At 69.6% G+C, this 25,479-nt stretch carries 22 protein-coding genes and 2 tRNA genes; 10 read left to right on the forward strand and 14 right to left on the reverse strand.

The window, feature by feature from the left end; genetic code table 11:
• The first annotated feature begins 79 nt into the window (after positions 1–79).
• Positions 80–544 (forward strand): response regulator, encoded by a 465-nt coding sequence (locus FHT38_RS03770; protein WP_175538175.1) that lies wholly within the window; start codon positions 80–82, stop codon positions 542–544.
• The gene (locus tag FHT38_RS03775) at positions 541–1,302 is read left to right on the forward strand and encodes a YoaK family protein (protein ID WP_091722084.1); all 762 of its coding nucleotides are present in this window, start codon (positions 541–543) and stop codon (positions 1,300–1,302) included. The genes FHT38_RS03770 and FHT38_RS03775 overlap by 4 nt, the downstream gene beginning before the upstream one ends.
• A gap of 15 nt (positions 1,303–1,317) precedes the next feature.
• Here FHT38_RS03775 and FHT38_RS03780 read toward each other — a convergent pair whose 3' ends face one another.
• Positions 1,318–1,950: a DUF4124 domain-containing protein gene (locus FHT38_RS03780; RefSeq protein WP_183490043.1), complete on the reverse strand. Its 633-nt coding sequence runs from the start codon at positions 1,948–1,950 to the stop codon at positions 1,318–1,320.
• Between the two features lie 195 nt (positions 1,951–2,145).
• Between FHT38_RS03780 and FHT38_RS03785 the strand changes: the two genes are divergently transcribed.
• Positions 2,146–3,825: a hypothetical protein gene (locus FHT38_RS03785; protein ID WP_183490045.1), complete on the forward strand. Its 1,680-nt coding sequence runs from the start codon at positions 2,146–2,148 to the stop codon at positions 3,823–3,825.
• 11 nt (positions 3,826–3,836) lie between these two features.
• Here FHT38_RS03785 and FHT38_RS03790 read toward each other — a convergent pair whose 3' ends face one another.
• The 4 genes from FHT38_RS03790 to FHT38_RS03805 all read right to left on the reverse strand — a co-directional run bounded on the left by FHT38_RS03790 (position 3,837) and on the right by FHT38_RS03805 (position 7,628).
• Complete coding sequence (locus FHT38_RS03790; protein WP_183490047.1) at positions 3,837–5,018, reverse strand: hypothetical protein; 1,182 nt, start codon at positions 5,016–5,018, stop codon at positions 3,837–3,839.
• A gap of 153 nt (positions 5,019–5,171) precedes the next feature.
• A tRNA-Asn gene (locus FHT38_RS03795) sits at positions 5,172–5,247 on the reverse strand.
• A gap of 103 nt (positions 5,248–5,350) precedes the next feature.
• Positions 5,351–5,426 (reverse strand) — tRNA-Asn (locus FHT38_RS03800).
• Between the two features lie 36 nt (positions 5,427–5,462).
• On the reverse strand, positions 5,463–7,628 hold the full coding sequence (locus FHT38_RS03805; protein WP_255488596.1) for a TonB-dependent siderophore receptor: 2,166 nt from the start codon (positions 7,626–7,628) through the stop codon (positions 5,463–5,465).
• A 409-nt stretch (positions 7,629–8,037) separates the two neighbouring features.
• Between FHT38_RS03805 and FHT38_RS03810 the strand changes: the two genes are divergently transcribed.
• The 6 genes from FHT38_RS03810 (at position 8,038) to FHT38_RS03835 (ending at position 13,144) form a co-directional block, all read left to right on the forward strand.
• Positions 8,038–8,802 (forward strand): SDR family oxidoreductase, encoded by a 765-nt coding sequence (locus FHT38_RS03810; RefSeq protein WP_183490054.1) that lies wholly within the window; start codon positions 8,038–8,040, stop codon positions 8,800–8,802.
• A gap of 148 nt (positions 8,803–8,950) precedes the next feature.
• Entirely contained in the window at positions 8,951–9,271 is a 321-nt protein-coding gene (locus tag FHT38_RS03815) for a hypothetical protein (protein WP_183478437.1), read from the forward strand.
• A gap of 195 nt (positions 9,272–9,466) precedes the next feature.
• Positions 9,467–9,985, forward strand: a complete 519-nt coding sequence (locus FHT38_RS03820) for a hypothetical protein (protein WP_147240312.1) — start codon at positions 9,467–9,469, stop codon at positions 9,983–9,985.
• Between the two features lies 1 nt (position 9,986).
• Positions 9,987–10,655, forward strand: a complete 669-nt coding sequence (locus tag FHT38_RS03825) for a PspA/IM30 family protein (RefSeq protein WP_147240313.1) — start codon at positions 9,987–9,989, stop codon at positions 10,653–10,655.
• Positions 10,652–11,278 carry a YqiJ family protein gene (locus tag FHT38_RS03830; RefSeq protein WP_091722113.1) on the forward strand — a complete coding sequence of 209 codons (627 nt, stop codon included), beginning with the start codon at positions 10,652–10,654 and terminating at the stop codon, positions 11,276–11,278. Before FHT38_RS03825 ends, FHT38_RS03830 begins: the two co-directional genes overlap by 4 nt.
• A 108-nt stretch (positions 11,279–11,386) precedes the next feature.
• Positions 11,387–13,144 (forward strand): flotillin family protein, encoded by a 1,758-nt coding sequence (locus FHT38_RS03835; protein WP_183490057.1) that lies wholly within the window; start codon positions 11,387–11,389, stop codon positions 13,142–13,144.
• A gap of 78 nt (positions 13,145–13,222) precedes the next feature.
• Here FHT38_RS03835 and FHT38_RS03840 read toward each other — a convergent pair whose 3' ends face one another.
• Positions 13,223–13,696, reverse strand: a complete 474-nt coding sequence (locus FHT38_RS03840) for a DUF2442 domain-containing protein (protein ID WP_183490060.1) — start codon at positions 13,694–13,696, stop codon at positions 13,223–13,225.
• Complete coding sequence (locus tag FHT38_RS03845; RefSeq protein WP_183490063.1) at positions 13,693–13,923, reverse strand: DUF4160 domain-containing protein; 231 nt, start codon at positions 13,921–13,923, stop codon at positions 13,693–13,695. The genes FHT38_RS03840 and FHT38_RS03845 overlap by 4 nt, the downstream gene beginning before the upstream one ends.
• A 342-nt stretch (positions 13,924–14,265) precedes the next feature.
• Here FHT38_RS03845 and FHT38_RS03850 point away from each other — a divergent pair, with 342 nt between their 5' ends.
• Positions 14,266–19,197 carry a C39 family peptidase gene (locus FHT38_RS03850; protein WP_183490067.1) on the forward strand — a complete coding sequence of 1,644 codons (4,932 nt, stop codon included), beginning with the start codon at positions 14,266–14,268 and terminating at the stop codon, positions 19,195–19,197.
• Between the two features lie 102 nt (positions 19,198–19,299).
• Here the strand turns inward: FHT38_RS03850 and FHT38_RS03855 are convergent, their stop codons facing one another.
• From FHT38_RS03855 to FHT38_RS03885, 7 genes are all read right to left on the reverse strand, one after another.
• Positions 19,300–20,391 (reverse strand): NAD(P)/FAD-dependent oxidoreductase, encoded by a 1,092-nt coding sequence (locus FHT38_RS03855; protein ID WP_404932389.1) that lies wholly within the window; start codon positions 20,389–20,391, stop codon positions 19,300–19,302.
• 66 nt (positions 20,392–20,457) lie between these two features.
• The gene (fdxA, locus tag FHT38_RS03860) at positions 20,458–20,781 is read right to left on the reverse strand and encodes a ferredoxin FdxA (protein WP_091722144.1); all 324 of its coding nucleotides are present in this window, start codon (positions 20,779–20,781) and stop codon (positions 20,458–20,460) included.
• A 116-nt stretch (positions 20,782–20,897) separates the two neighbouring features.
• Positions 20,898–21,758, reverse strand: coding sequence for a uroporphyrinogen-III C-methyltransferase (gene cobA, locus FHT38_RS03865; RefSeq protein ID WP_183478445.1), 861 nt, complete (start codon positions 21,756–21,758; stop codon positions 20,898–20,900).
• A 20-nt stretch (positions 21,759–21,778) separates the two neighbouring features.
• Positions 21,779–23,071 (reverse strand): sulfate adenylyltransferase subunit 1, encoded by a 1,293-nt coding sequence (locus FHT38_RS03870; protein ID WP_183490070.1) that lies wholly within the window; start codon positions 23,069–23,071, stop codon positions 21,779–21,781.
• 87 nt (positions 23,072–23,158) lie between these two features.
• Positions 23,159–24,118, reverse strand: a complete 960-nt coding sequence (cysD, locus tag FHT38_RS03875; RefSeq protein ID WP_183490073.1) for a sulfate adenylyltransferase subunit CysD — start codon at positions 24,116–24,118, stop codon at positions 23,159–23,161.
• Complete coding sequence (locus FHT38_RS03880) at positions 24,115–24,963, reverse strand: phosphoadenylyl-sulfate reductase (protein WP_183490076.1); 849 nt, start codon at positions 24,961–24,963, stop codon at positions 24,115–24,117. The genes cysD and FHT38_RS03880 overlap by 4 nt, the downstream gene beginning before the upstream one ends.
• Before the next feature lie 2 nt (positions 24,964–24,965).
• Positions 24,966–25,475 carry a DUF934 domain-containing protein gene (locus FHT38_RS03885; RefSeq protein WP_091722165.1) on the reverse strand — a complete coding sequence of 170 codons (510 nt, stop codon included), beginning with the start codon at positions 25,473–25,475 and terminating at the stop codon, positions 24,966–24,968.
• Between the last annotated feature and the right edge of the window lie 4 nt (positions 25,476–25,479).

Consider the following 25,479-nt stretch of genomic DNA (forward strand, 5'->3'; position numbering starts at 1 on the left):
CGGCTCGTTGGAATCCTTGCCGGGCGCGATGCGGGCCCGCCGATTGCTATGGCGGCTCCAACCATTTCCGAACGACACCATGCAGGATCGCCTGAAAGTCCTGATCGCCGATGACCAGCCCGATTCGCTGGAGCTGCTGCGCGAGCTGCTGACGGTCTACCACTTCGAGCTGAAGGTCGCGCCCACCGGGCTCGAGGCGATCCGCATCGGCCTGAAGTGGGAGCCGGACCTCCTGATCACGGACATCGCGATGCCGGACGCCGACGGCCGGCACGTGGCGAGCCGTCTGAAGCTGAGCCTGCCGGCGCTGGTCGCGATCGCGGTCAGCGGCACGCCGCTGAACACGGATTTCGAATCGGCGGAGGACCTCGTGTTCGACGACTACTTCGTCAAGCCGCTCAACTGGGCCCGGCTGCACGCGGTGTTGACGCGGCATGGGGCGAAGCTGGTCGAGCCGGGCGGTGCGCAACTGTTCGGCGCGGACGACGGCGCCGACGTGTCGCTGGAGGCGCCGACGGACCCGAGCCGGCGGCCGGAGCGATGAGGCGGCTGCTGCACCTGACCAGCCGCCACCGCGCGCCGTCGACCAACCAGGCGCTGGGGCTGCTGCTCGCGTTCAATGCGGGCGCGGTGAACGCGGGCGGCTTCCTGATCCTGCAGCGCTACACCTCGCACATGACCGGATTCGCCTCGCAACTGGCCGACGGCGCGGTGATGGGGCAGGGCACGCTGGTGCTGAACGCGCTGGGCGCGATCCTCGCGTTCGTGTGCGGCGCGGCGGTCTGCGCGGTGCTGGTGAACTGGGCGCGGCGGCATGGCCTGCGCAGCGTTTACGCGCTGCCGTTGATGCTGGAGGCGGCGCTGCTGTTCCCGTTCGGCCTGATGGGCGCGATCACGCTGACCTGGCACACGCCCTTCGCGGTGCCGCTGACGGTGCTGCTGCTGGCTTTCATCATGGGCCTGCAGAACGCGGTCGGATCGAAGACCTCGGGAGGCAGCGTCCGCACCACCCACATGACGGGGAACATCACCGACCTGGGGATGGAGCTCGGCAAGATGCTCTATTGGAATCGCCAGCCCAAGGCGCTGCGGCCCGGCGTGCGGCATGACCGCGAGCGGGCGCTGCGCGCGGGCGGCCTGCTGGCCGCCTTCGTGCTGGGCGGCGTCGCGGGGGCGCTCGGGTTCAAGCACCTGGGCTTCATCTGCGTGGTGCCGCTGGCGACAGTGCTGTTCGTGCTGGCGCTGCCGCCGGTGACGCGGGACTGGGGACGGTGGAGAGGGGTGCTGGCGCGGCAGCGGTGAGGGGCTGGACAGGCGTCAGCGCGTGGATCGCAGGCGCAAGTCTCTTTCGCGTCGAGCCGCCTCACGCTCCTCCGCCTCCCGCTGCCGCGCGATCCGGTCGCCTTCCGCGGGATCGGCCGCGCTGTGGACGGCCTCGGCGCGGCGGCGGGCGTCGGGGCCGCCGGTCAGGCTGCTCTGGGCGTCGACCGCCTGCTTGCTGACGGTCCAGTCCGCGGCGCTGTACTTGCCCTGGCCCTTCTGGCACTGGCGCGCCCGGCGGATCTCGTCCTGGACGAAGCGTTTCGCCTCGGGGCTCAGCGAGATCGAACTCGCCTTGGTCTCCATGCCGGCGATGTCGCGGTCGGAGGGGCAGACGTTGGCGGGAGCGACCGGTGCGGCCGGCGCCGCCGATGGCGTCGCGGTCGCGGCTTGCTGCTCCGCGGCGGCCGCCTTGGCGCGTTCGATCGCGGCGCGGTCCGCCGAGGTGTCGATCACATTGCTCTGCAGCGACCGCGACTTCATCGCTTCGCCCTTGGCCGGGCAGGGCTGGTCCGAGTACTGGACCTTGCCGTCGACGGTGCATTTCCAGACTTGGGCCTGGGCGGTGGGCGCCGCCATCGCGACGGCGGCGAGCAGGCCGGCGAAGGCGGTCCGGTGGATCTGTGGCATGTGCTTGTCTCCCTGAAGCGAATCGAACGCGCCAACTCTCGCATGTGTTGACAGGCCGGAGGCACGGGGCGTCGGCAGGCAGCTCGGCATCGGAGGCGGCGATCGCCGCAGGTCCGGAACCAGCGCGAGCCCGTCAAGTCCCCTCCCGCCGCTTCCCCGTCCTGGCCGTGGCCGACCGCGGATGAAGCGGGCAGCATGCGGTCCTCCGAAGCCGCGGCGTGGACCGACAGCATGGCCTTGATCTCCCTTCAGCGGACGCTCGCGGCGTCCGCCTGCGCATGGATGACGTGTGGCGCGATCGCGGCGCCAGATTCCGCCGCGCTCGCCACCGATCCGGCGGCGATGACGCAACTGGTCGAGGCGGTCACCCTCGACGTCATCTCCGAGCTCTCCGTGTCCGCGTGCGAGGACGTGGGCGCGCCCTCGGCCCCGCAGATGCGGGACGCGTGGGTGGGTTGGCGGACGCGTTACCAACTCCCGCCGCTGCGGGTGATCGTGACGCGCGTGATGACGCGCAAGAGCAGCGATCCTCCATGGGACAAGCTGGTCGATCCGGTCCGCAAGCGGGTTCTCACGAACGCCACGCCCGATCAGGCCTGCGTCGCGATGGCGCGCGAATGGGACGGGCCCGGCATGGACATCGCCGCGAAGTATCCGCAGGCCATGTCGGTGGCGCGGGCGCTCGTACAGGCGAAGCTCGTGGTGCCGCCGACGCCGCTGCCCGTGGCTGTCGAGCCGGCGCGCGGCCAGCTCCTGCTGCCGAGCCAGGTGCTTGCCTTGACGGCGCAGCGGGGGAGTTGGCTGGCGATCTCCGATGAGGCGGCGCTTCGCAGGATGGGGCAGGTCTATGTGAAGGGCCGGGTGGCGCGCGATATCCGCTATCCCGAGCGCTTCCACCTCGTGCAGGAGCGGGGCGGCCGGCAGACCGAGCAGTTGATCCATCTGAAGTTCAACGCCGAGCCGTGGGTGGGCCGCGAGATCGTGCTGCGCGGGGTGGTGACCTCGCTGAGCCGGCTGTCGATGGACCTGGCCGATGCCGCGCTGGTGAATGACGCGTCGGGGCTGACGGTGTCGCCGCTGCAGCAGACGCCACTGGCGCGGAAGGAGGTGCTGCTGCAGCGCGTGATGAGCGCGCCTGGTCAAGGTTTGAGCGAGAAGGATCTGGTCGCGGTCGTGCTTCATGGGGAGGCCAACTACAACCACGGCACCCGTTGGGAGGAGGACGTCAGGTTCCTGCTGAAGGACGGGACGGTGTACCGCCGCACGGAGATGCCGCCGGATCAGTTGAACGTCGCCGCGTCGAGGCAGTTGGAGCCGCGGCGCTGGGGGCGGTGGAGGAGCACCGGCAAGGGCTACGAGATGCAGGAGCAGGACGACGACGGGCGGCCACTCGGCGAGTGGAAGTTGGAGAAGCATGTCGCGATGAAGCCGTGGCCGACGGATGCAAGGCTGGAAGGGAGCTTCAGCCGAAGCAGCTTCAGCGGGAGCATGGTCACGGGCGGGACGTCAGCGACGCGCGGGATCCGGTTCACGAAGGACGGGCGCTTCGAGCGTAGCTACAGCGCGCTGTCGAGCACGGGCAGCCTGCAAGCGATCACCGGGACGGTGATCGCGGGGTCGTCGCAGGGGGACGGATCGGGGAGCAGCAGCACCGGCGGCGGGACGGTGGGGACAGGGCTAGGGACGGTCGGCGCGACCAGCGGGACACGGACGAAAGACGATGGGGCGAGCCGGAGAGGTCGGTATCAGTTGAGCGGCTACGCGATCACGCTGGTCTACGACGACGGGCACGAGGAGCGGCTACTCAGTTTTCCGGTCGATCGGAATGGCCGGAGTGTGTATGTCGGGAGTGGGAGTTATGACCTCTCGAAGTGATTTGCCTCGACCTAGTCGGCTGTACCCGTATTGTTTCGGAACTCGTCCTGTAGCTTCACGAACCATTCGCCGTAATGGCGATATTTGTCCTTGGCGACGGGGTAATTGTGGTTCAGGTCGAAAAGATCCTCGAACCAATAATTGTTTGATCCAGTTTTCTGGAAAAGGATAAAGGGATGGATGTCTCCGCTGCGTAGTTCGTTCATCAGCGCGGGCTTGATGATTCGGCCGTACGGATGCCCAAGCCGGTCGTTCGCCGTTTCGAGCAGGTCGTAGATCAACGGGATGTGGTGATGGTCACCATGCCAGTTCCAGAAATCCATGTTGAATCCGAAGGGGTAGACCTTCCATCGGAACTCTGAGAACTGACTTATCAACACCAGATCCATCGAATCGGGTTCGATGGCCATATACGAGGCGAGAGGCGATTCTGCGGCAATTGCCTTAATCTTCTCGACTTGATAGTCGTAGATGGATTCGGTGGGGTACTTCTTGCCAGCGCCGTGCTTCAACCATGCCGTCGATATTCCGGTCAGCGTGGATAAGGAGTCGATGTCGTGCTCTGCGATCTCGACTTCGCCAGATTCGATCGCTTTCCAAGCTCTTTCGCTTGGGAAATGCAAATGTTCAATGATTCTAGAGGCGGGTATGGATGCATCTTCTCGGGCTTCCTTGATTCGATGTCCACAGTCGAAATATCGCACTGAGCGGGAGGCTGGAGAATCTGAAGAAGTCGACTCGCCGAAATAGTTGAGGAGAAGGGACGAATTCCCTGCAGTGTGTTTGGTGATGCGTTCGAGCGAAAGAGGATCGAGCTCCCAACCCAGCGCCGCGCAGGCGGACCGATAGTCCTCTACTTCATCTTTGAGGGGTGTGTTGACGCAGATCAGCACGCGCCGAATCTTGCTCGCAAATTTTGTCGACGGCAGCTTCCCGATGTCCTCGATGATCTTCTTTGGAATATCTGTCTGCTGAGTCGTGCAAATGATGGCGGTATATGTGTCATCCGATGCGTGGTACACGTGAGCGTCACATTTCCCGGTCGTCGTCTTGCCAATGAAGTTGAAGGACGGTTCCAAACGATCAAAGCCGGGATAGATGCTCGGCAGCAGGGTGCTCATGAATCGTTCGAACTCGTCGGAGCCCATTGCGCCGATTTTGATTCGGATACGGTCGATCAATGCGTTGTTCATGGCAAGAGACAGATTGGTCGGGGCTGGTGTTGTAGAGCATTAATGCATGCGCAGGACATCCCCCCAGGGTAGGGGAGTGCGACGGTCGGTGTCGGCGGGCGAAGCGAACCAAAAGAAAAAGCCCCGATGCATCGCTGCAACGGGGCTTCAGTTTGGCTCCTCGACCTGGGCTCGAACCAGGGACCTACGGATTAACAGTCCGGCGCTCTACCGACTGAGCTATCGAGGAAAAGTCTGCTCAGATCCTATCGATCTGAATTCTTGGGCCAGGGTCTTCGGTCGGACTCTGGCTGAAAAAGAACGAAGGTCCGAAGACCTTCGTCATCTGATCTTGGCTCCCCGACCTGGGCTCGAACCAGGGACCTACGGATTAACAGTCCGGCGCTCTACCGACTGAGCTATCGGGGATCAGAGCCTAAGAGTATACACAGAAAAATCAGGAGCTCACAAGACCCACTCCACCGACGCACGCCAGGTGCGGTTGGCGAGCGGGTACAGGTAGACGTGGCCGTACTGGTACGGCGACTCGCGCCACGCCCGGCGGTCGGTCACGTTGTCCACGCCGACTCGCCAGATCAGCTGTTGCCGACCGATGTTCTGCTCGTAGCGCGCGCCCAGGTCCAGCCGCGTCCAGCTCGGGATGGCCAGCGAGTTGTCCGGCAGCACCATGCGCTTGCCCTCGTACACGACGCCCGCCTGCAGCTCCAGGCCCGGCAGCCCGACGCCCTGGCGCGCCTGCAGTTTCAGCACCGTCTCCGGCACGTTGGTCGGCTTCAGGCCGTTGAGCGTCGCCTCCTCGCTGCGCTCGCGGCGCGCGCGCAGCTTCATCGCGCTCGCCATCAAGCCGCCGTTCGCCCACTTCAGGTCGGCTTGCGCTTCCAGGCCGCGATGGTTCTGCTCGCCGTCGATGCGGGTCTCGAGCATGTCCAGGCCGTTCACCGTGACCGCGACGTCACGCGTCGCGGGCTTGCTGACGTCGAAGTAGTTGATCGACCAGTCCACGGTCCGGCTGCCCGACTTCAGACCGATCTCCCACTGCCTGCTGCGCAGCGCCGGCAGCACCGCCGTGCGGTTCGCGTAGACCGGCAGGTTGGGCACGACCGCCGATTCGATGCCCTGGCCCCAACTCGCGTAGGCCAGCAGCTGCGCGTTGATCGCGTAACTCACGCCGAGCCAAGGCGTCGTGAACGACTGCGCGTACGGATTCGGCGTGCCGATCTGGCCGGCCTCCGGGCCCACCGCGACGCTGTCGCGCTTGAGCCGCGTGTGACGCACGCCGAGCCAGCCTTGCCAGCGCTCGCTGAACTGCATCGCGTCGCGCAGGTAGACCTCGGTGCTGCGCTCGGTGCGGTTGGTATTGGTGCCGGTGAGCGTCGGGTCGGCCGTCGTCGGCAGCGTGCCCCAGATGTTGCCGGTGCCCGCCCAGTTGTAGGCCTGGCCCTGCAGCCGGCTCTTGTAGCGCGAGAGCAGCACGCCGGTCGTCAACTCGTGCGTGATGCCGGCCGTGTTGAGCCGGCCCTGCGCCGAGAGGTCGAGCGCGTCGCTGTTGCGGTGCTCGTTCTCGCTGCGGAAGTCGTACTGGTCGAAGGTGCCGTCGGGGCAGTAGGTGCTCGGGTAATAAGTGCCGTCGCCGGCGGTGCAGCCGAAGGGGTAGGCGAGGCGGTCATCCGTGACCAGCCGCTGGATCGCGGCATGCGCCTGCAGCTTCCAGTCGGCATTCAATTGGTGCTGCACGCGCAGGGAAGCGGTGCTGCCCTCGAAGACGACCGGCAGGCTCCACGATTGATTGTTCAGATTGGTGCGCGGATCGATGGACTTCGCGTCGGGCAAGCGGTCGCCGAGCAGGCTGAAGCCGGGCTGGCTGGGCTGGGACTGGCGGGAGACCTCGACCTCGGCCTCGACCAGCGTGTCGCGCGTGACGCGCCAGTCGCCGGCGGCGGCCATCATCCAGCGATGGCCGTCGGCGTCGCGCAATTCGGGACGGAGCTTGGCGGCCGCGACATTCACGCGCAGGCCGAAGGCCTTGTCGTTGCCCTGGCCGTCGCTGAAGCGGCGGCTCCAGTCCATCGCCGATTCGAGGGTGCCGCGCTCGCTGACGCCGAGCGTCACGCTGGTGAGCTCGGTCGTCGGCCGCTTCACGACGAGGTTCACGAGACCGCCGGGGGCGCTGGTGCCCGCCTGGATGCCGCTCGTGCCCTTGAGTACCTCGAGGCTGCTCTTGTTCGCGAGGGGCAGGGCGGTCTCGGCGTTGATCGGCAGGCCGTCGCGACGGAAGTTGAAGCGGTTGTCGAGGTCGTAGCCGCGGATCTTCAGGTAGGAGACATACCCGGCGGAGTTGTACGAGTCGCCCACGCTGGCATCCAGCAGCGTCAGGCCGGCCAGGCTGGTGAGGCCGCGGTCGGTGAGCTGCTCGGCGCTGACGATGCTGGCCTGCATCGGCAGCTTGGCGACCGGCGTGTCGCCGAAGCCGCCGACGGTGGCGGGCGCCTCGGCCGAGCCCTTGATGATGACGCTGGGCAGCGCCGGCGCGGCCGTCTGCGCGGCGGCGTGGAAGGACAGGCCGCCGGCCGCGAGCGCGAAGGCGAGGCGGCGGAGCGGGAATGGAGTCAAGCGAGACGAAGTTGCCATCGATGTGCCGGAGCCAGAAACGCGATGGCAGGTCGGCAAACCAGCACGCCGATGAGAAGGCGGCGTGCGAGGACACGAGGCGTGTCGAAGGCATGCTTCCCTGCGCGAGGATTACCTCAAGTCTCCTGAAGGAGACTTTGACGCGCGCCTTGCGGCACGCGCCAACAGGTTCAAAGGGACTTTCTCAGCCGGTCCCTGACGCGTCGTCCGGACCAGCACCCCTAGCGAGGCTCGCCGGACGGGCCGGCGAGCGGGTGGGATTCTAGCGGGAGGCGCCGCGGCGCCGGGCCTGCCACCCTGGGGATGTCACAACACGCCTTGCCATCTCGTCTTGCCAATGTGGCCAGCCGATGTGCGTTGGCCCACGCCTCAATCCTGGAAGGACAGTGACATGAACGTGACGATCATCGGAGGCAGTGGCCTCATCGGCCGGAAGCTCGGCCCCCTGCTGGAGCGCGCCGGTCATCGCGTGGTACTGGCGTCGCCCTCGCAAGGCGTCAACACCTTGACCGGCGAGGGCCTGGCCCAGGCCGTGGCCGGCGCGGACGTGGTGGTGGACGTCAGCAACTCCCCGTCGTTCGAAGCCCAGGCGGTGCTGCAGTTCTTCCGGACCTCGACGACGAACCTGCTCGCCGCCGAGGCGTCGGCGGGCGTCCGCCACCATGTGGCGCTGTCGGTCGTCGGGGCCGACCGGCTCGCCGACAACGGCTACATGCGCGCCAAGGTCGCCCAGGAGGCGCTGATCCAGGAGGGCCGGGTGCCTTACACGATTGTGCGAGCCACCCAGTTCTTCGAGTTCCTGACCGCGATCGCCGGGGACGGCGCCGAGGGCGACGGCGGCGCGCGCGCGTCGTCGGCGCTGTTCCAGCCCATGGCGGCCGCGGACGTGGCGGCGGGCCTCGCGGACGTCGTGTCGCGGGCGCCGCGCAACGCCATCGTGGAGATCGGCGGGCCGCAGCGGCTGCCGATGAGCCAGGCGGTGCAGCGGGCGCTCGAGGCACACGGCGATGTGCGCCGCGTCGTCCCGGATGCTCAGGCGCCGTACTTCGGCTCGGTGCTGGATGACGCCTCGCTGGTCGCGGGCGCGGACGCGCAACTCGGCGCGACGAGCCTCGACGCCTGGCTCGCCAATATTGCGGGCGCGGGCGACCGCTGAACCGGAACGCGGGAACGCGGCCCGTGCCGCGTCGCCGCCCGCCCGCGGCACCGGGCCGTTCAACGGCCTCAGCCGCAGCTCGCGACATGGCCTGCCCCGTTGCCGTGCGCGCCGCATACAACGCCTCCACCATCAAGGAGGATTGAACATGCATGCGGATTCAGCAGCCGTCGCGGCGGCACGGGCGGGCGAGGGGCAGGCGCCGCTCGCGCCCCCTCGGAAGAAGGGCTACTTCCTGGCCAACGTCGCCACCGTGCTCGCCCTGGCGGTCGGCGCGGCGGCGACCTGGATCACGGCGATGGCGCTCGTGGAAGCCTATGGCATCGGCCCGGACAACTTCGGCCAGGCGGTCCAGGCGGCGCGGCGGGAAGCTCCCGGCGTCGGCCTGTACCTGCTCGACGCCGGGGCGCTCGCCGTCGTGGCCGTGCTCTCCTGGCTGGCCGCGCGAGGCTATCGGTCCGGGCGCTGAGGTTCGACATCTCCCACCAATGGGGGAAAGCGATTGACGCCGACGCCACGGACCGGTCCACTCCGCCCTCGTGAGCGCGCCCAGGACGCGGCAAAACCTGCATGAGGCGCCGGAAATTCGAATGCATTCGCCTGTTGACGGATGAATTCGAATGAATACACTGGGCCGGTCCCAACGGTTTCAAGCCTCATCGTCATGAACGCGAGCAGCCCGCCGCCCACCATGGAGCCCTTGTCGGCCCGCATTCCCAGCGACCTGTACCTCTGGCTCGCCCAACTGCAGGTCGAAGGGGCGACGACCAACAGCGACAAGCTGCGCGTGCTGCTCGGCCAGCTCAAGCGCCAGCACGACGGCGCCTTCGACTACGTCGCCGCCCATGCCTGGACCCGCGACCTCACCGCGCGGCTGCGCGAGGCGCTGGTCCGGATCGAGAGCGAGACCGGCCACCACTCCGAGGTCGTCAGCCTGTTGCTGGACCACTTCGTCGCGGCCCTGGCGTTGGCCATCAGCCAGGCCCCGGCCGACGCCGACGACGCCCGCAAGTTCGAGGAGGCGCTGGTGCGTCGCGCCGCCACCCTGTGCGAGACCCTGCTGCGCCAGGGCACGCCGCTCACCGCCGCGGCCTACGACCCGCAGGTCGTGAGACGTCACCTCGGGCCGACCCTGGACCTCGCCCATCCCCTGCAAGCCACTTCGTCCTCGAAAGGATCCTGAGATGACCGACTCCCTGAAGACCCGCGTCGGCCGCGTGATCGCCGGCAGTGTGCACGCGCTCCTCGACCGCATCGAGGATCAGGCGCCCGAGGCGACGATGGAGCAGTCCCTCCGCGAGGCCGACGCCGTCATCGACGAAGTGCGTCATGAGCTGGGCACCGTGTCGGCCAACCGCCACCTGTCGCAGCGCCAGCACGCCAACCTGAACCAGCTGCACGCGACCCTGTCGTCGCAGATCGACGAGGCGATGAGCGCCGGCCGCGAGGACCTGGCCCGCGCCGCCGTGGCCCGCCAGCTCGACATCGAGGCCCAGCTGCCGGTGCTCGAGACCACGCTGGCCGAGCACGCGCGCCAGGAAAGTGAGCTGACCGGCTTCGTCGCCGCGCTGCTCGCGAAGAAGCGCGAGATGCAGGACGCGCTGGCCGAGTTCCGCAAGAGCCGCGCCGCCGCCGCGACCGCGACGGCACCCACCGGTGCCGGCAGCGCGGCCCACCGCATCGGCAAGGTCACCGACGCCTTCGACCGCGTCTACGAGCGCCAGACCGGTCTCTCCGGCACCGCTCGTCAGAACAGCCTGCAACAGGCCGCGCAGCTCAAGGAGCTCGATGACCTGGTCCGCGACAACAAGATCGCCGAGCGCATGGCGCAGCTGAAGGCCGCCAAGTCATGAGCCTGTTCACCGCGCAGGAGAACCTGCCGTTCGGGATCGGCTTCGCGCTGATCGTCGGCATCGCGGTGGTCGAGGGCGCCGGCATGCTGATCTCGCTCAGCCCCAGCAACCTGATCGACGACTGGCTGCCCGAGGTCGACGGCGACTCCGGCCTGGACCGCGTGCTGGGCTGGCTGCACCTGGGCAAGGTCCCGGCGCTGGTCCTGCTGCTGCTGTTCCTGACGGGTTACACCGTCTTCGGCTACAGCCTGCAGGTCGTGATGAACGGCCTCTTCGGCGGCTACCTGCCCGCCGCAGTGGCCGGCCTCGCGGCGGTGCCGGCGGGGCTGGCGACGGTGAGAGGCCTGGGCGCCTTGATCGCGCACATCATTCCGCAGGACGAGACCAGCGCCGTCAGCGAGCAGAGCCTGGTGGGGCGCGTCGGGGTCGTCGTGACCGGTTCGGCCCGGCGCGGGCTCGCGGCGCAGGCGCGGGTCAAGGACGTCCACGGTCGCTCGCACTACCTGATGGTCGAGCCCGATGTGGATGACGAGGTCTTCCAGGAGGGGGCGCAGGTGCTGATCGTCAGCAAGGCCGGCGCGTTCTACCGCTGCATCGCCAATCCGCATCCGACCTTGATGTAGCGCGGCGCCACGGAAGGCGCGTCGTACCGCTGCGGTGTTCGTCGCTGCTGCCGCCGCCGATTTCCATACCAACACGGATTCCAAGTTTCTTGAGGGAGTAACCAGTCCATGAGCAATCTGATCGAGCTGCTGACCATCGCGGGCATCGCCCTGGTCGCGCTACTGACCATCGGCTTCGTCTTCGCGCGCCTGTACAAGCGCTCGACGAAGGAGACCGCCTTCGTCCGCACCGGCCTGGGTGGCCAGAAGGTCATCATGGACGGCGGCGCGATCGTGCTGCCGGTGTTCCATGAGCGGGTGCTGGTCAACATGAACACGCTCAAGCTCGAGGTGCAGCGCCGCGAGCGCGAGAGCCTGATCACCCGCGACCGCATGCGCGTCGACGTGACCGCGGCCTTCTTCGTGCGGGTCAAGCAGACCGAGGAGGCGGTCAGCATCGCCGCGCAGACGCTGGGCGCCCGCACGATGAGCCCGGACGAGCTCAAGGCGCTGGTGGAGGACAAGTTCGTCGACTCGCTGCGCGCGACGGCCGCCACGATGTCCATCCAGGAGCTGCAGGACAAGCGCCGCGACTTCGTCCAGGCGGTGCAGAACGCCGTCGCGGAGGACCTCGAGAAGAACGGCCTCGAACTGGAATCGGTGTCGCTGACCAGCCTGGACCAGACGGACAAGCAGTTCTTCAACCCGAACAACGCCTTCGATGCCGAAGGCCTGACGCGGCTGACCGAGCAGACCGAGGCGCGCCGCAAACAGCGCAACGACGTGGAGCAGGACACCGAGGTGCAGGTCCGGACCAAGAACCTGGACGCGACGCGGCAGAAGCTCAACATCGAGAAGGACCAGGAGTTCGCGACGCTGTCCCAGCAGCGCGAGATCGAGATCACCCGGGCCGAGCAGGTCGCGTTGATCGCGTCGCAGCAGGCCGAGCGCACCCGCCAGGCCGAGGCGGCGAAGATCGAGGCCGAGCGCCAGGTCAGCCAGAAGCGCATCGAGGCGGATCGCGAGATCAAGTCGGCGGAGATCGAGAAGAACCTGGTCGTGCAGACCCGCGAGATCGAACTCGAGCGCAAGACCGAGATGCAACGCGCCGAGCAGCGCAAGCAGGTCGAGATCGCGCGCCAGGACACGCAGATCGCGATCGCGACGAAGTCGCGCGAGCAGTCCGATGCCGACGCGGCCGCCAACATGGCGCGCGCGGACGCGGTCAAGGCCGAGGAACTGGTGAACACGGCGCGGCAGGTGGCGGTCGCCGAGCGCGAGAAGAGCATCCAGCTCATCGAGGCCTCCAAGGAAGCCGAACAGCTCGCCATCGCCGTGCGGGTGTCCGCGTCGGCGGAAAAGGAGGCGGCGCTGGACCGCGCCGAGGCGCTGACCATCGAGGCCCAGGCCAAGCAGGCCGCGGCGCTGGCGGAAGCCGAAGGCCGCCGGGCGATCAACGAGGCGCTGAACACCCTGTCCGCCGCGCAGATCGACCTGCAGGTCCGCACGATGCTGCTGCAGCAGCTGCCCAACATCCTGGAGCAGGCGGTGCGTCCGATGGAGAAGATCGATTCGATCCGCATCTTCCAGGTCAACGGCATGCCGGGCGCGAGCAACGACGGCGGCGCGGCGAACGGGCAGGGCGGTGCGGGCGGCTCCGGTGCGGGCGTCGGCGCGACCTTCCCGGAGCAGGTGATGAACTCGGCGCTGCAGTACCAGATCGCCAAGCCCATCGTCGATGCGGTGATGAAGGATGCGGGTCTGTCCAACGAAGGCATCACCGGCGTGGCGCAGTCCTTGGCCGGCATGCTGGGGCAAGGCAACGGCGCGCCGGTCCCTCAGGTCCCGCATGCGGCGCAGAAGTCGATCGACGGCCAGCACGCCTGATCAGCCAACACTGAAGGAACGAAGCCCGCTGGTGAAAGCCAGCGGGCTTCTTGCTTTCAGACAGGCGAGTTCCGCGAGTCAGGCCGCGAGGGCGAGTCGGCTGTCAACCCGACCGTGGCGCACTGCCTGCCATCCCAGGCAGGCGAGGGCGACGGTCCTGGGAACGGCCCTCGCACCGCTGCGGTAATAGGCCACCATCCGGCGGGACATTCCCAGCGCGGCCGCTGCCGAGTCCAGGTTCAATTCGTTGTCGTGCATCCACCGGACGATGAACTCGTGCGAGATGCCGCCGGTCTGTTCGATGCCCATCGCCCGCAGGTTGTCCGCGGCGAGTTCGAGTGCTTCGTCCCCCGACCAGACGACCGTGTCGCTGAATTCACCGAGATGAGCCTTCATGAAAACGCGTTCGTCCTTCAACGGGGCGAGTGCGCGCAAGCTCCGGATGACTTCGACCAGGTTCACCTCGAATTCCGCGCCGTCCGCGAAGCTCAGCAGCAGCGAGGCGCGCGGCGTCGGTATCACGCGCGTGAGCGTGAATTGAGGGGTGTTCATGAGTTCAGTTCCTTCCACGCCTTCAACAACAAGGGGCGATTGCGGCCGGCCCAGTCAAGGGCTTCAGTCAGGCAGGCCTTCGGCACTTCGCCGGCGAGCACCTTCAGGTCCCTGATCGAGACGGCCGCCTTGCTCCCGTCCTGGGCACGAATGTGGAAGTGCGGAGGCAGGTGATCGTTGGCGTAGACGTCGATTCTGGACTTTGCGAGACGAATCAGTGTCGGCATGAATTCTGGTGCAACGGTTGCACTGTTGCAAGCGCTGTAAGCGCGGACCGAACAGCATCCGTCCAAGGCCTGATTCGTGCCTAGCCTTCGCATTGACGGAGCGCAACCATCCGTCGAACGCCCGGGCGCATTCGTCACGTCGAGCGTGTCCCGCCATCGCGGCAGCGAGCAGGACGGCGAGGGCGAGCCCTACTCTCCCCGGTGCTGGACGCGCTCCCCGGCCTGGCGCGGGACCTGGCCGCATCCGTGGACCGCAACGATGCCTGATCGGTCACGGTCCGGCGCTGCGAGGCGGGGGCAACCCTGAAGGCGCGGGCAGGCGGCTTCGCTAGCATCGCGCGCATGAACATGAGGGAGGGGAGCGCGCCCACGCTTCCAGAACAAGACTGGTCGGCGATCGATCGATCGCTGGATCTCGGGCACTACCTGACGGTCGCCGACCGGATCGACGGCTGGATTGCCGACGGTTCGCCGGATGCCGCCGTCCGCGCCATCCGCGCGCTGAGCTACCTGGGCGACGACCGCCGCGCCGAGGCGCTGGCGCTGCGCCTGGGGCGTCGCCACCCCGGTCACCCGCAGGCGCGGCTGTACCTGCTGCGCACGGTGCTGGCGCGGCAGGGACCGTTCGGCATGTGGCGGGCCTGGCGCCGCTTCCCGTCCCCGCCCGGCCAGGACGATGCGGCCCGCGCCGACGAGCACGCGCTGCGCGGCACCTGGCTCGGCCAACTGCGCGACTTCAGCCGCGCCTGCGCCGAGCACGAGCGGGCGATCGCGCTCGATCCGTCCGACCCGTGGCTGCGCATCGAGTACAGCTTCACCCTGATGGGCCAGGACCGCTACGAGGACATGCTGGCGCGGGCCCGCGAGGCGCTGGCGCTGTGCCCCGGCTACCGCTCCGGACTCCAGGCCGAAGCCCGCGCGCTCACGCTGCTGAACCGCCAGGACGAGGCCGTCGAGGTGCTGCGCGCCGCGATGGCGAGCACCGAGTGCGCGGCCATCGCGCTGCAGCTGGCGGATCTGCTCAACGAGCGCGAGGCCTGGTCCGAGGTGCTGGTGCTGCTGGAAGAAGCCCAGCGGATGATGCCGCGCGCGAACGTGGCTGAACTCGGCTACCTGGAGGCCCGGCGCGCCGACGCGCTGATGCGCCTGGGGCGCCATGCCGAAGCGCGCGAGGCGGCGCTGCGCGTGCCGGGGACCGGCTTCTACAGCGCGCTCGCCGAACGCCTGGTCGATCCGTCGCCGGGGCAGGCGCGGGTGCTGCTCCGGCTGCCTTTCGTGCGCCAGCATTGGTCCACCTGCGCGCCGGCCACGCTGAGCTCGCTCTGCCAGTACTGGGGCTGGCCGGCCGAGCACCTCGAGATCGCCCAGGCCATCTGCTACGACGGCACCAGCGACGCCAACGAGCGCCTCTGGGCCGGGCAGCGCGGCTTCGTGGTCCGGGATTTCCGCCTGGACTGGGACAGCGCCTGCGCGCTGATCGACGCCGGCGTGCCCTTCGCGCTGGTCACGAAGGGGGCCGCGAGCGGCCACCTGCAAGCCGTGGCGGGATATGACGGGCTGCGGCGCACGCTGCTGATCCGCGATCCCTTCCACCCCTCCCATGCGGAGATGGAAGCGGCGCCGCTGTTCGCCGCGCAGGCGGCCCACGGGCCGCGCGCGATGCTCATGGTGCCGCCGGACCAGGCCCACCGCCTCGACGGCATCGTGCTGCCCGAGGCCGAGGACCACGACGAGCTGTTCCGCGTCCAGACCGCGCTGGAGCGGCACGACCGCCCGGCCGCGCTGGTGGCGCGCGACGTGCTGGCCGCGCGCTCGCCGGGCAGCCGCCTGGCCTGGCGCGCCGCGCGGCTGGTCGCGCTCTACGACGGCAACGAGCCGGCGATCCTGGAGGCGACCGAGGCCCTGCTCGCGATGTTCCCGGACGATCCTCACCTGCGGCTGAGCCAGGTCGCGTCGCTGTCGGCGATCGCCGGCCAGGCCGCCAGTTCGCGCGCGCTGGAGGCGCAAGCGGCGGCGCCCGGGGCCGACCCGCTGGTGCTGGTGCGCTGGGCCGACCGCCTCGCGCTCGACAGCCGCCGCGCCTGGCAGGCCCGGCAGTGCCTGCGCCGGGCGATCCGTCGTGGGCCGGTGCTGGGGCAGGTCTGGTGGCAGTGGGCGGACTTCGAATGGGCGCACGGCTCGCGCGAGGACGCGCTGGCGCTCTACCGCTGGACCGCCTGCCTGCTGGCCACCGATGAGCAGGCCGCGCGGGCCTACATGACCGCCTGCCGCGTGCTGGGCCGGGAGGCCGAGGGCCTGGCCTTCCTGCGCGAGCGCGAGCACGAATGGGGCGGGCGCTCCAGCGCGCCCCTGATCACGCTGTACCAGCAGCTGGACCTGATCGAACGCGCGGAGGAGGCGGAGGCGCTGTTGCAGGCGGGCCTTGCCCGGCGGCCGGACGACGCCGCGCTCAAGCTCTTCGCCGCCGAGCAGCGCCTGCGCCGGCAGCAGCTGGACGCGGCGCAGGCGCTGGTGGAGGCGGCCGTGCAACCGGCGCATCCGGCCGAGGTCCTGCGCCTGCGCGCGCTGCTGGACGAGGCGCGGGGCGAGCTCGACGCGGCGCTGCGCTGGGCCGACGAGGCCTGCGCGCTGCAGCCTTTCGGCCTGGCGCTGCACCGCTTGCGCCTGCGCCTGTTGTCGCGCCGGGACGGTCAGGGCGCGGCGCTGGCCGCGCTGCGCGAGGTGGCCGGGCGCCACCCGGCGCATTACGGCCTCCAGCGGCTGCTGTTCGACTGGGTGCCCGACCGCCCCGAGGACATCAACGCGGTCCTGGAGCGCCTGCGCGAGCATCACCCGGACGACGCCTGGACCCGGCGCGAACTGGCGGTGCAGGCCAGCCGGCAGGGGCGGCACGACGAGGCCGTCGCCACGGCCGAGGCGGCCTGCGCGCTCACGCCCGAGCGCGCCGACGCGCAGGGCGTGCTGGCCTATGTGCTGCATCGGCGTGATGGGTATGACGCGGCGCTGCCGGCGCTGTGGCGGGCCATGGCGCTGGATGCGGATTACGACTTCTCGATGCGCCTGCTGGTCAATGCCGCGCCGGATCCGACGAAGGCCCGCGACGCCGTCGATCGGGCCGCGGCGGAGCTGGACCGGCAGGTCGTGCTCGGCGACGGCTGGTTGTGCTTCCAGCAGGTGGCCGGCCGGGGCTGGCGGCCGACGGCGGTCGCGCGCCGGCTGATGCGGGCCCTGCGTCGCCAGCCCGACACCTGGCACCTGTGGGTCGCGCTGGCGCGGCAATGGATCGAGTCGGGCCGCGCGCCGCGGGCGCGGCGCCTGCTGGTCGAGGCGGCGCGGCGCTTCACCGCGCTGCCGCGCGTGCAGCACGAACTGGCGGAGGCCTTGCGCCAGATCGGCGATCGCGCGGGCGCGCGGGCCGCCTGCGAGGCGGTGCTGGCGGAGTCCCCCGGCTGGAACACGGCGGTGCGCCTGCAGGTCGACCTGCTGACCGAGTCGCAGCCCGACTACGACGCCGCCGAGCGCGTCGTGACGCGCGCGCTGCACCACGCCCATGACGACGACGACCTGATCGCGCTGCTCGCCTGGCTGCATGAGCGCCGCCAGCGGCCGGACGACGCCCTGCGCGAGGCGCGCCGCTCGCTGCTGCTGAATCCGCGCCCGACCTGGGTCTGGGCGATGGTGCGACGCGTCTGCGAGGCGGGCGAGCGCCTGCACGACTTCGACGCGATGGTCGACGAGGTCGAGCGCAGCCGCCCCGGCGACGCCAGCGCCTGGCTGGTGCGCGCGAGCCAGGGGCGGGACGACCTCGAGGCGCTGGCCGCGGCCGAGCGTGCCGTGGCGCTGGCGCCGATGCTGGAAGCGGCCTGGATCGCGCGCTTCGAGCGCCTGGCGCAGCTGTCGCGCCACGATGAGATCGAGACCCTGCTCAAGGCGCTGCCCTGGCCCGGCGCGGCCCCGGTCGCGCTGCGGGCCTGGGAGGCGCGCTGCGCCTGGCGGCGCGGCGACCGGGCCGGTGCCGTCGCCCGGCTGCGCGCGCTGATCGCGGAGGTGCCGGACGACGAGGCCCTCTGGCGCGACCTGGCCGACTGGGAAGACGCGCGCGACGAGAACGCGGCCTACCTGGAAGCGGCGCAGCGGCTGCGGGCACTCCTGCCGCACCGCGGCATGCCGCACGCCTACGTCGGCCATGCGCTGTTCAAGCTGGGTCGCCATGCCGAGGCGGTCACCGAACTGCGCCGCGCGCTGGAGCTCGAAGGCCGCTACCTGTTCGCCGCCCGCGTGCTCTGCGAGGCGGCGGAGCGGGTCGGCGACACCGACAGCGTGGAGTGGGCGGTGCGCTCCCAGTGGGCCGCCGAGCCGACCACCGACCTCGCGCGCCGGGCGGTGATCGCCGCCAGCCGCGCCGGACGTCGCGACCTGGCCTTCGAGTGGCTGGAGCGCCTGGTCGACCTGCCGGGCTATGACCTGGTGCAATCGCGCCTGGCCTGCGAGGCGATCGACGCGGCGGGTTGGGGACAGGGACTGGCGGCGTGGCAACTGGCCCGCATCGAGCGCGGGGAGGGCGCGCCCGGCCTGGCCTACCACTGGCTGATCGCGCAGGCGCGGCGCCGCGGTGAGCTGATCACCGCCTTCACGGCCGCGCGGCTGCTGCGACGCGCGCAAGGCCAGTTGCTGCTGCGCGCGCTGCTGCGCTGGCTGGTCGACACCGAGCGCGACCTCTGGCTGCGCTGGCTGGTGCGCCGACATGGCGACCGGCTGCGCGCGGACATGGCGAGCTGGGGCGAGACCAGTTATGCGCTGGTCTCGCGCGGCCTGTTCCGCGACACCGTCGACTGGATGCGCGACTGGCGCGACCGCGCGCAGCCGCCGCTCTACGCGCTGACCAACCTGTGCATCGCGCTGGCGCGGCGTGGCCACTGGGACGAGCTGGGCGAGGTGGTCGCGCATGCCCTGCCGCGGGACCCGTACCAGGAGGACATGCGCCTGTGGGAGTTGGCGCTGCTGGCCGCGCACTCGCGCGCCGAGCAGCTGGAGCATCGCCTCGCGCGGCGGCATGAATGGTCGCCGTCCGGATGGATGACGCCGGCGCTGGCGATGATCGAGGCCTATGCCACGCTGATGCGCACGGGCGGCCGCGAGGGCTCGGTGGCGGCGCTGCGGCGGGCGGTGATCGGGGACGGTCCGGGCGCGTCGATCTGGCGACGCCTGCGTCATCCCGCGCGCTGGGTCCACACCGCGCCGGCGCAGCGCTGGCGCTGGTTCGTCCCGCAATGAAAAGAGCCCGCCGGCATCGCCAGGCGGGCTCTCTTTCGGTCCAGGCGCCCCGACGGGGCCCTCGGGGTCCAGCGCCCCGTTGGGGGCACTGGGCCGCCGGATTCAGTCGAACACCGGCGTCTCGACGCCCAGCACCTTGTGCAGCTTGGGGCTGGTGGTCGTGTACTGCAGGTGGACGCGCTTCTCGGGGTTGATGATCGGCATCGCGCCGAAGGCCGCCAGCGCGGCCTCGTGGAAGCCCGACAGGATCAGCTTCTTCTTGCCCGGGTAGGTGTTGATGTCACCCACCGCGAAGATGCCAGGCACGCTGGTCTGGAACTTCTCGGTGTCGACCTGGATCTGCTTCTTCTCCAGCGCCAGACCCCATTCGGCGATCGGGCCCAGCTTGGGCGACAGGCCGAAGAACACCAGCACCTGGTCCGCCGGCACGACGCGCGTGACGCCGTCGCCGCCGGTGATCTTCAGGCCCTTGAGCGCGTCCTCGCCTTCGTCCAGGTCGGCCACCTGGCCCACCATGAACTGCATCTCGTAGGCGTCGCAGAGTTCCTTCATCTTGGCCACCGAGGCCGGCGCGGCGCGGAAGCCGTCGCGGCGGTGCACCAGGATCACGCTCTCGGCCTTGTGCGGGTTGCCGTCGGCATTGCCGGCGCAGAAGTTCAGCGCCCAGTCCAGCGCCGAATCGCCGCCGCCGATGATCACCAGGTTCTTCCCGGCGAATTGCGCCGGGTTGCGCACGCGGTAATGGACCTGCGAGCCCTCGTACTTGTCGATGCCCTCGACCTTCAGCGTGCGGGGCTGGAAGGAGCCCACGCCGCCCGCGATGAAGATGGTCTTGGTCAGGAACTGCGTGCCCTTGCTGGTGGCGACGAAGAAGCGGCCGTCCTCCTGCTTCTCGACGGTCGTGACCTCCTGGCCCAGATGGAAGGTCGCGCCGAAGGGCTCGATCTGCTTCATCAGGTTGTCGGTCAGTTCCTTGCCGGTCACCACCGGCAGCGCCGGGATGTCGTAGATCGGCTTGTCGGGATACAGCTCGATGCACTGGCCGCCGGGATAAGCCAGCGAATCGATGATGTGGGCCTTGATCTCGAGCAGGCCCAGCTCGAACACCTGGAACAGGCCCACCGGGCCGGCGCCGACGATGACGGCATCCGTTTCGATCACGCCCGCGTGCGGGGCGGAGGTCGCTTCAGTCACTTGCGTTTCCATTCTTGTGAGAAGCAGCGGCCGGCAGGCTCCGGCGCCGCGAGATGAGGGGATCGGTCAGCGGACCAGCTGATCGACCTTGCCCGTCTTGTCCTTCCACTCGTCGGCATCGGGCAGCGGCGTCTTGCGCTTGGTGATGCTGGGCCACTTCTTCGCGAGATCCGCGTTCAGCTTGATCATGATCTGCTGGTCGCCGGGGACGTCCTCCTCCGGCATGATCGCGTTCACCGGGCACTCGGGGATGCAGACCGCGCAGTCGATGCATTCATCGGGGTCGATGGCCAGGAAGTTCGGGCCCTCGCGGAAGCAGTCGACGGGACAGACATCGACGCAATCGGTGTATTTGCAGCGAATGCAGGCTTCGGTGACGACGTGGGTCATAGCGGCTCTTCTAGTGGCGGGGCCGGCGGGGGGCCCTCGAAATTCAGCGTCCCTGGCGGTCTCCAGGCGATTCCCGGACGGTGGGCTCGGTCGGCGCTGACGGAAAACGGCGGATTTTAAACGTTCGGGGTTTGCGCCAGCGCTTCCGGCCCGCGCGGCTCAAGGTCTTGGGACGGGGAAAGCGTCGCGTATTCGCCCAATCCGGGGTCGGAGGCCCGCTCGGGCGCGGTCGCCGGCGAGGCACCGGTGGCTGACGCCCGGTCCGGGACTGCCGCGCCCGCCGTGCCCAGTGGCGCGGCGCCCGCGCCAACGACGACCACCGTCGGCCGCCCCCGATGCAGCATCGACGCGGCGCCCAGCGTGGCGACCTCATGCTCGCTGGCCAGCGCGTCCGCGCAGCCGGCGCGGGACACGACGCTCACCGGCGCGTCCGGCGCCCAGCCCGCGGCGAGCAGCCGGCGGGCAAGGGCGGCCAGTTGCTGCCCGGCCATGTAGAACACCTCGGTGTCGGCGGACTTGGCGGCCTGGAGCTCGCCCTCGCGGGTCATCGCGGTGGTCAGCGCGACGCTGCGGCCGGCGCCGCGGCGCGTCAGCGGGCGGCCGGTCTGCGCGGCCGCGGCGATCGCGGCGGTCACGCCGGGCACGATCTCGTAGCCGATGCCGGCCTCGGCCAGCGCCTGCAATTCCTCTTCCAGCCGGCCGAACACGCTGGCATCGCCGCCCTTGAGCCGCACCACGAGCGCATGGGCCTTCGCCTCCCGCACCAGCGCCGCGTTGATCGCGGTCTGCTTGGTCGAGTGGCAGAAGCCGCGCTTGCCCACGTCCAGCCACCGCGCCTGGGGCGCGAGCTCGCGCAGCGCCGGGTCGGTGAGGGCGTCGAACAGCACCACCTCCGCCTGCGCCAGTGCCCGCGCGCCGCGCAGCGTGATCAGGTCGGCGGCGCCGGGCCCGGCGCTGACGAAGAGGACGCGTCCCATGGCGGTCTCCTGGACGGTGTTCAGCGGACCAGCAGCGCGCCGCTGGTGCGGTTGCTGGTGGGATCCACGACGATCAGCGCGCCGCCGACGCGGTTGTTCGCATAGGGCTGCAGCGGCAGCTCGGCCTGCAGCTCGACGGTGACATGGCCGATCTCGTTGACGGAGAGCTCATGCGCCTCGGTCTCGGCCAGGGTCTGGATGTCCAGGCGGTGGTCGATGGCGGTGATGCGGGCCTGGACCCAGCGGTTGCCGTGACGGACCCAGTACTTGCGGCCGATGACGGCCGGCTCGGTGTCCAGCCAGGCCAGCGTGGCCTCGAAGGCGCGGCGCGGCGTCGCGGCGCCCGGCGCCACGATCCAGTCGCCGCGCGACACGTCGACCTGGCGGTCCAGCAGCAGCCCGGCGGATTCGCCGGCCACCGAGGCGGCCACCGGCTCGCCGGCGCGGCGCAACTCGCCCACCACGGCCGTCTGGCCGCTCGGGAGGATCTGCACCTCGTCGCCGACCTGCACCTGGCCCTGCGCGATGCGGCCCCACAGCACGCGGGGGTTGTTGCCGGTGCCGTCGCCGTCCTTGGCCACGTACTGCACCGGCAGCGCCAGCGGGGCTTCGACGGTTTCCTGCACGGTGGGCAGCGACTCCAGCACCTGCAGCAGCGAGGGACCGTCGTACCAGTCGGCCTCGAGCGGCTGGGTCACGTTGTCGCCGCGCAGCGCGGAGACCGGCACCACCGCGGTCACGGCGATGCCGGCAGCCGTCGCGAATTTCTCCAGCGCGGCCGAGACCTTGCGGAACGCGTCGCCGGGATTCGCCGCGGCGTCGATCTTGTTGATCGCGAAAACGATGCTGGGCGCGCGCAGCAGATGGGCCAGCAGGCTGTGGCGGCGCGTCTGCGGCAGCAGCGGAACGTCGTCCACCGACAGGTCCAGCTTGGTCACGTCGACCAGCACCACGGCGGCATCGCTGCCGGCGGCGGCGGTGACCATGTTGCGGGTGTACTGCTCATGGCCGGGGGCGTCGGCGATGATGAACTTGCGCTGCTTGGTCGCGAAGTAGCGGTAGGCGACGTCGATCGTGATGCCTTGCTCGCGCTCGGCCTCCAGGCCGTCGGTGAGCAGGCTCAGGTCGATGGGCTGGCCGGCGGCGCGCTTGGCCAGCGTGTCGAGCTGGTCGGCCAGGATCGCGCGGCTGTCGAAGAGCAGGCGCCCGATCAGCGTGCTCTTGCCGTCGTCGACGCTGCCCGCGGTCAGGAAGCGCAGCGCGCGGTGCGTGGTGTCGACGTCGGATTGATGGATCTTGTGAACGGCGGTCATCGGAACTCCTGCCGGGCCGCCTCGGAGCGGCCCGCGCCCCCGTGGGGGCAGTGAACGTGGCGGACGCGGGGCGTGGCCCCGGGCGCGTCAGAAATAACCTTCCTTCTTGCGGCGCTCCATCGAGGCGTCGGAGGTGCGGTCGTCCATGCGGGTGGCGCCGCGCTCGGAGACGGTCACGGTCAGCGTCTCGGCCACGATGTCGGCGGCGCTGGCGGCCGGGCTCTCCACCGGGCAGGTGCAAGTCATGTCGCCGACGGTGCGGAAGCGCACCTGCGCGGTCTCGACGGTCTCGCCAGCTTCCGGCGGAGTGACGTCGGTCAACGGCACCAGCAGGCCCTTGCGGCGGATCACCTGCCGGTCATGCGCGAAGTACAGCGACGGCAGCGGGATGTTCTCGCGCGCGATGTAGAGCCACACGTCCAGCTCGGTCCAGTTGCTGATCGGGAAGGCGCGGAAGTGCTCGCCCGGGCGGATGCGTGTGTTGAAGAGGTTCCACAGCTCGGGCCGCTGCTCCTTGGGCTGCCATTGGCCGAAGCTGTCGCGGTGGCTGAAGATGCGCTCCTTGGCGCGGGCCTTCTCCTCGTCGCGGCGGGCGCCGCCGATGAGCACGTCGAAGCGGTGCTCCTCGATGGTCTCCAGCAGCGTCACCGTCTGGTGGCCGTTGCGCGATTCCAGGGGATGCGACAGGCGGATCGTGCCCTTCTTGATCGAGTCCTCGAGATGGCCGACGACCAGGCGCTCGTCCATCTCGGCGACGCGGCGGTCGCGGAACTCGATGACTTCAGGGAAGTTGTGGCCGGTGTCCACGTGCACCAACGGGAAGGGCAGCTTGCCCGCGAACTCGTTGCCGGCGATGCGGCGCTTGAAGGCCTTCTCGGCCAGGCGCAGCACGACGCAGGAATCCTTGCCGCCAGAGAACAGCAGGGCGGGGCGCTCGAAGGCCGCGGCGACCTCGCGCAGGATGAAGATCGCTTCCTCTTCGAGGTGGTCCAGATGGCGGTGGTCCGCCAGCGGCAGCAGTTGTTCCAGGTTCACGGGGGCGTTCATGCCGAGGCTCCGGAGGTCTCAGGGGAATCGGTGGATTCGGGGGTGTGGGTGGCGTGCAGGCCGCATTCCTTGGACGAGTCCTCCCACCACCAGCGGCCGGCGCGGAAGTCCTCGCCGACGGCGATCGCGCGGGTGCAGGGCGCGCAGCCGATGCTGGGCATGAACTGGTCATGCAGCGGGTTGTAGGGGACGTCATGCGCCTGGACGTAGTGCCAGACGTCGGCCCATGTCCACTCGGCGAGCGGATTGATCTTGGTGCGGCCCTGGCCATCGTCCTCGCGGAATGGGACCTCGGCGCGGTTGGCGCTCTGCTCGCGGCGCAGGCCGGTGATCCAGGCGCTGCGGCCGGTGAGCATGCGCGCCAGCGGCTCGAGCTTGCGCACGCCGCAGCAGGCCTTGCGCAGCTCGACGCTGCGGTACATCGGCTCCTCGCCGTTGGCGCGGACGAAGTGGACCACCTGCTCGCTGACCGGCGCGAAGACCTCGACGGCCAGACCGTAGCGCGCCTGGATGCGCGGGATCAGCGCCAGCGTCTCGGCGTGCAGCTTGCCGGTGTCGAGCGTGGCCAGCGCGATGGGCAGTCCGTGGCGCGCGATCAGGTCGGTGATGACCATGTCCTCGACGCCCAGCGAGGTCGACTGCAGCGCGCCGGGGCCGAAGTCGGCGGCGGCCTGCTTCAGCACCTCGACCGTGCGCGCGAGGCGCTCGTCGAAGCCAGCGGTCTTGCGGGCGTACAGGCCGATCGCGGAGCCGACCCCGGTGCCGGGCAGCGCGGACACGCCCAATGCGGCCGCGTCATTGCCGCCGATCGGCGTGAAGTCCAGCGAGGACAGCTCGCCGCTCATGCTCAGGCCTCCGCCTTCTGGCTCGTGGCGCCGGCTCGCGCGAACAGCGGACGGGTCTCGTTGACGTCGGCCTGGTAATGGCCGGGGAAGAAGGTCAGCGCGCGTTCGGCCGCTTCCAGGTTCTGGTCGCCGCGCAGCTGCACGGCGTCGACGCCGCAGCGCTGCAGCAGCGGCAGCATGTCGACGAGCACCTCGCCGATCGCGCGGACCTCGCCGGCGAAACGCAGCCGCGAGCGCAGCACGTGGGCCTGGCTGTAGGCGCGGCCGTCCACCCACTTGGGGAACTGCAGCACCACCAGCGCCAGCCGCGGCAGGTCGGCCTTGAGCTCGGTCACGTCGACGTCGTTGGGCAGGATCACGCCGGTGGCCAGGCCCTCGGGCCAGGTGTCGCGCACGGCATGCCACTGCTCCAGCGTCAGCAGCTTGTGGTCGGCGGCGGCGGGATGCGGCTGGGGGCCGTCCTCGCCCGCGCAGGTGTGCCAGGGGTCTTGGGCCTTGGAAACGAACTTCATGGTG

It is taken from the genome of Mitsuaria sp. BK041 (genome assembly GCF_014193085.1).
GTDB lineage: Bacteria > Pseudomonadota > Gammaproteobacteria > Burkholderiales > Burkholderiaceae_C > Roseateles.

What these genes read in the sequence shown, in the direction of transcription:
- FHT38_RS03840 (WP_183490060.1), bottom strand. Translation starts at nt 13,696, where the DNA reads ATGAACACCCCTCAATTCACGCTCACGCGCGTGATACCGACGCCGCGC.
- FHT38_RS03780 (WP_183490043.1), bottom strand. Translation starts at nt 1,950, where the DNA reads ATGCCACAGATCCACCGGACCGCCTTCGCCGGCCTGCTCGCCGCCGTC.
- FHT38_RS03880 (WP_183490076.1), bottom strand. Translation starts at nt 24,963, where the DNA reads ATGAGCGGCGAGCTGTCCTCGCTGGACTTCACGCCGATCGGCGGCAAT.
- FHT38_RS03870 (WP_183490070.1), bottom strand. Translation starts at nt 23,071, where the DNA reads ATGACCGCCGTTCACAAGATCCATCAATCCGACGTCGACACCACGCAC.
- FHT38_RS03830 (WP_091722113.1), top strand. Translation starts at nt 10,652, where the DNA reads ATGAGCCTGTTCACCGCGCAGGAGAACCTGCCGTTCGGGATCGGCTTC.
- FHT38_RS03810 (WP_183490054.1), top strand. Translation starts at nt 8,038, where the DNA reads ATGAACGTGACGATCATCGGAGGCAGTGGCCTCATCGGCCGGAAGCTC.
- cobA (WP_183478445.1), bottom strand. Translation starts at nt 21,758, where the DNA reads ATGGGACGCGTCCTCTTCGTCAGCGCCGGGCCCGGCGCCGCCGACCTG.
- FHT38_RS03775 (WP_091722084.1), top strand. Translation starts at nt 541, where the DNA reads ATGAGGCGGCTGCTGCACCTGACCAGCCGCCACCGCGCGCCGTCGACC.
- FHT38_RS03825 (WP_147240313.1), top strand. Translation starts at nt 9,987, where the DNA reads ATGACCGACTCCCTGAAGACCCGCGTCGGCCGCGTGATCGCCGGCAGT.
- FHT38_RS03785 (WP_183490045.1), top strand. Translation starts at nt 2,146, where the DNA reads ATGCGGTCCTCCGAAGCCGCGGCGTGGACCGACAGCATGGCCTTGATC.
- cysD (WP_183490073.1), bottom strand. Translation starts at nt 24,118, where the DNA reads ATGAACGCCCCCGTGAACCTGGAACAACTGCTGCCGCTGGCGGACCAC.
- FHT38_RS03790 (WP_183490047.1), bottom strand. Translation starts at nt 5,018, where the DNA reads ATGAACAACGCATTGATCGACCGTATCCGAATCAAAATCGGCGCAATG.
- FHT38_RS03850 (WP_183490067.1), top strand. Translation starts at nt 14,266, where the DNA reads ATGAACATGAGGGAGGGGAGCGCGCCCACGCTTCCAGAACAAGACTGG.
- FHT38_RS03820 (WP_147240312.1), top strand. Translation starts at nt 9,467, where the DNA reads ATGAACGCGAGCAGCCCGCCGCCCACCATGGAGCCCTTGTCGGCCCGC.
- FHT38_RS03815 (WP_183478437.1), top strand. Translation starts at nt 8,951, where the DNA reads ATGCATGCGGATTCAGCAGCCGTCGCGGCGGCACGGGCGGGCGAGGGG.
- FHT38_RS03885 (WP_091722165.1), bottom strand. Translation starts at nt 25,475, where the DNA reads ATGAAGTTCGTTTCCAAGGCCCAAGACCCCTGGCACACCTGCGCGGGC.
- FHT38_RS03845 (WP_183490063.1), bottom strand. Translation starts at nt 13,923, where the DNA reads ATGCCGACACTGATTCGTCTCGCAAAGTCCAGAATCGACGTCTACGCC.
- fdxA (WP_091722144.1), bottom strand. Translation starts at nt 20,781, where the DNA reads ATGACCCACGTCGTCACCGAAGCCTGCATTCGCTGCAAATACACCGAT.
- FHT38_RS03835 (WP_183490057.1), top strand. Translation starts at nt 11,387, where the DNA reads ATGAGCAATCTGATCGAGCTGCTGACCATCGCGGGCATCGCCCTGGTC.
- FHT38_RS03770 (WP_175538175.1), top strand. Translation starts at nt 80, where the DNA reads ATGCAGGATCGCCTGAAAGTCCTGATCGCCGATGACCAGCCCGATTCG.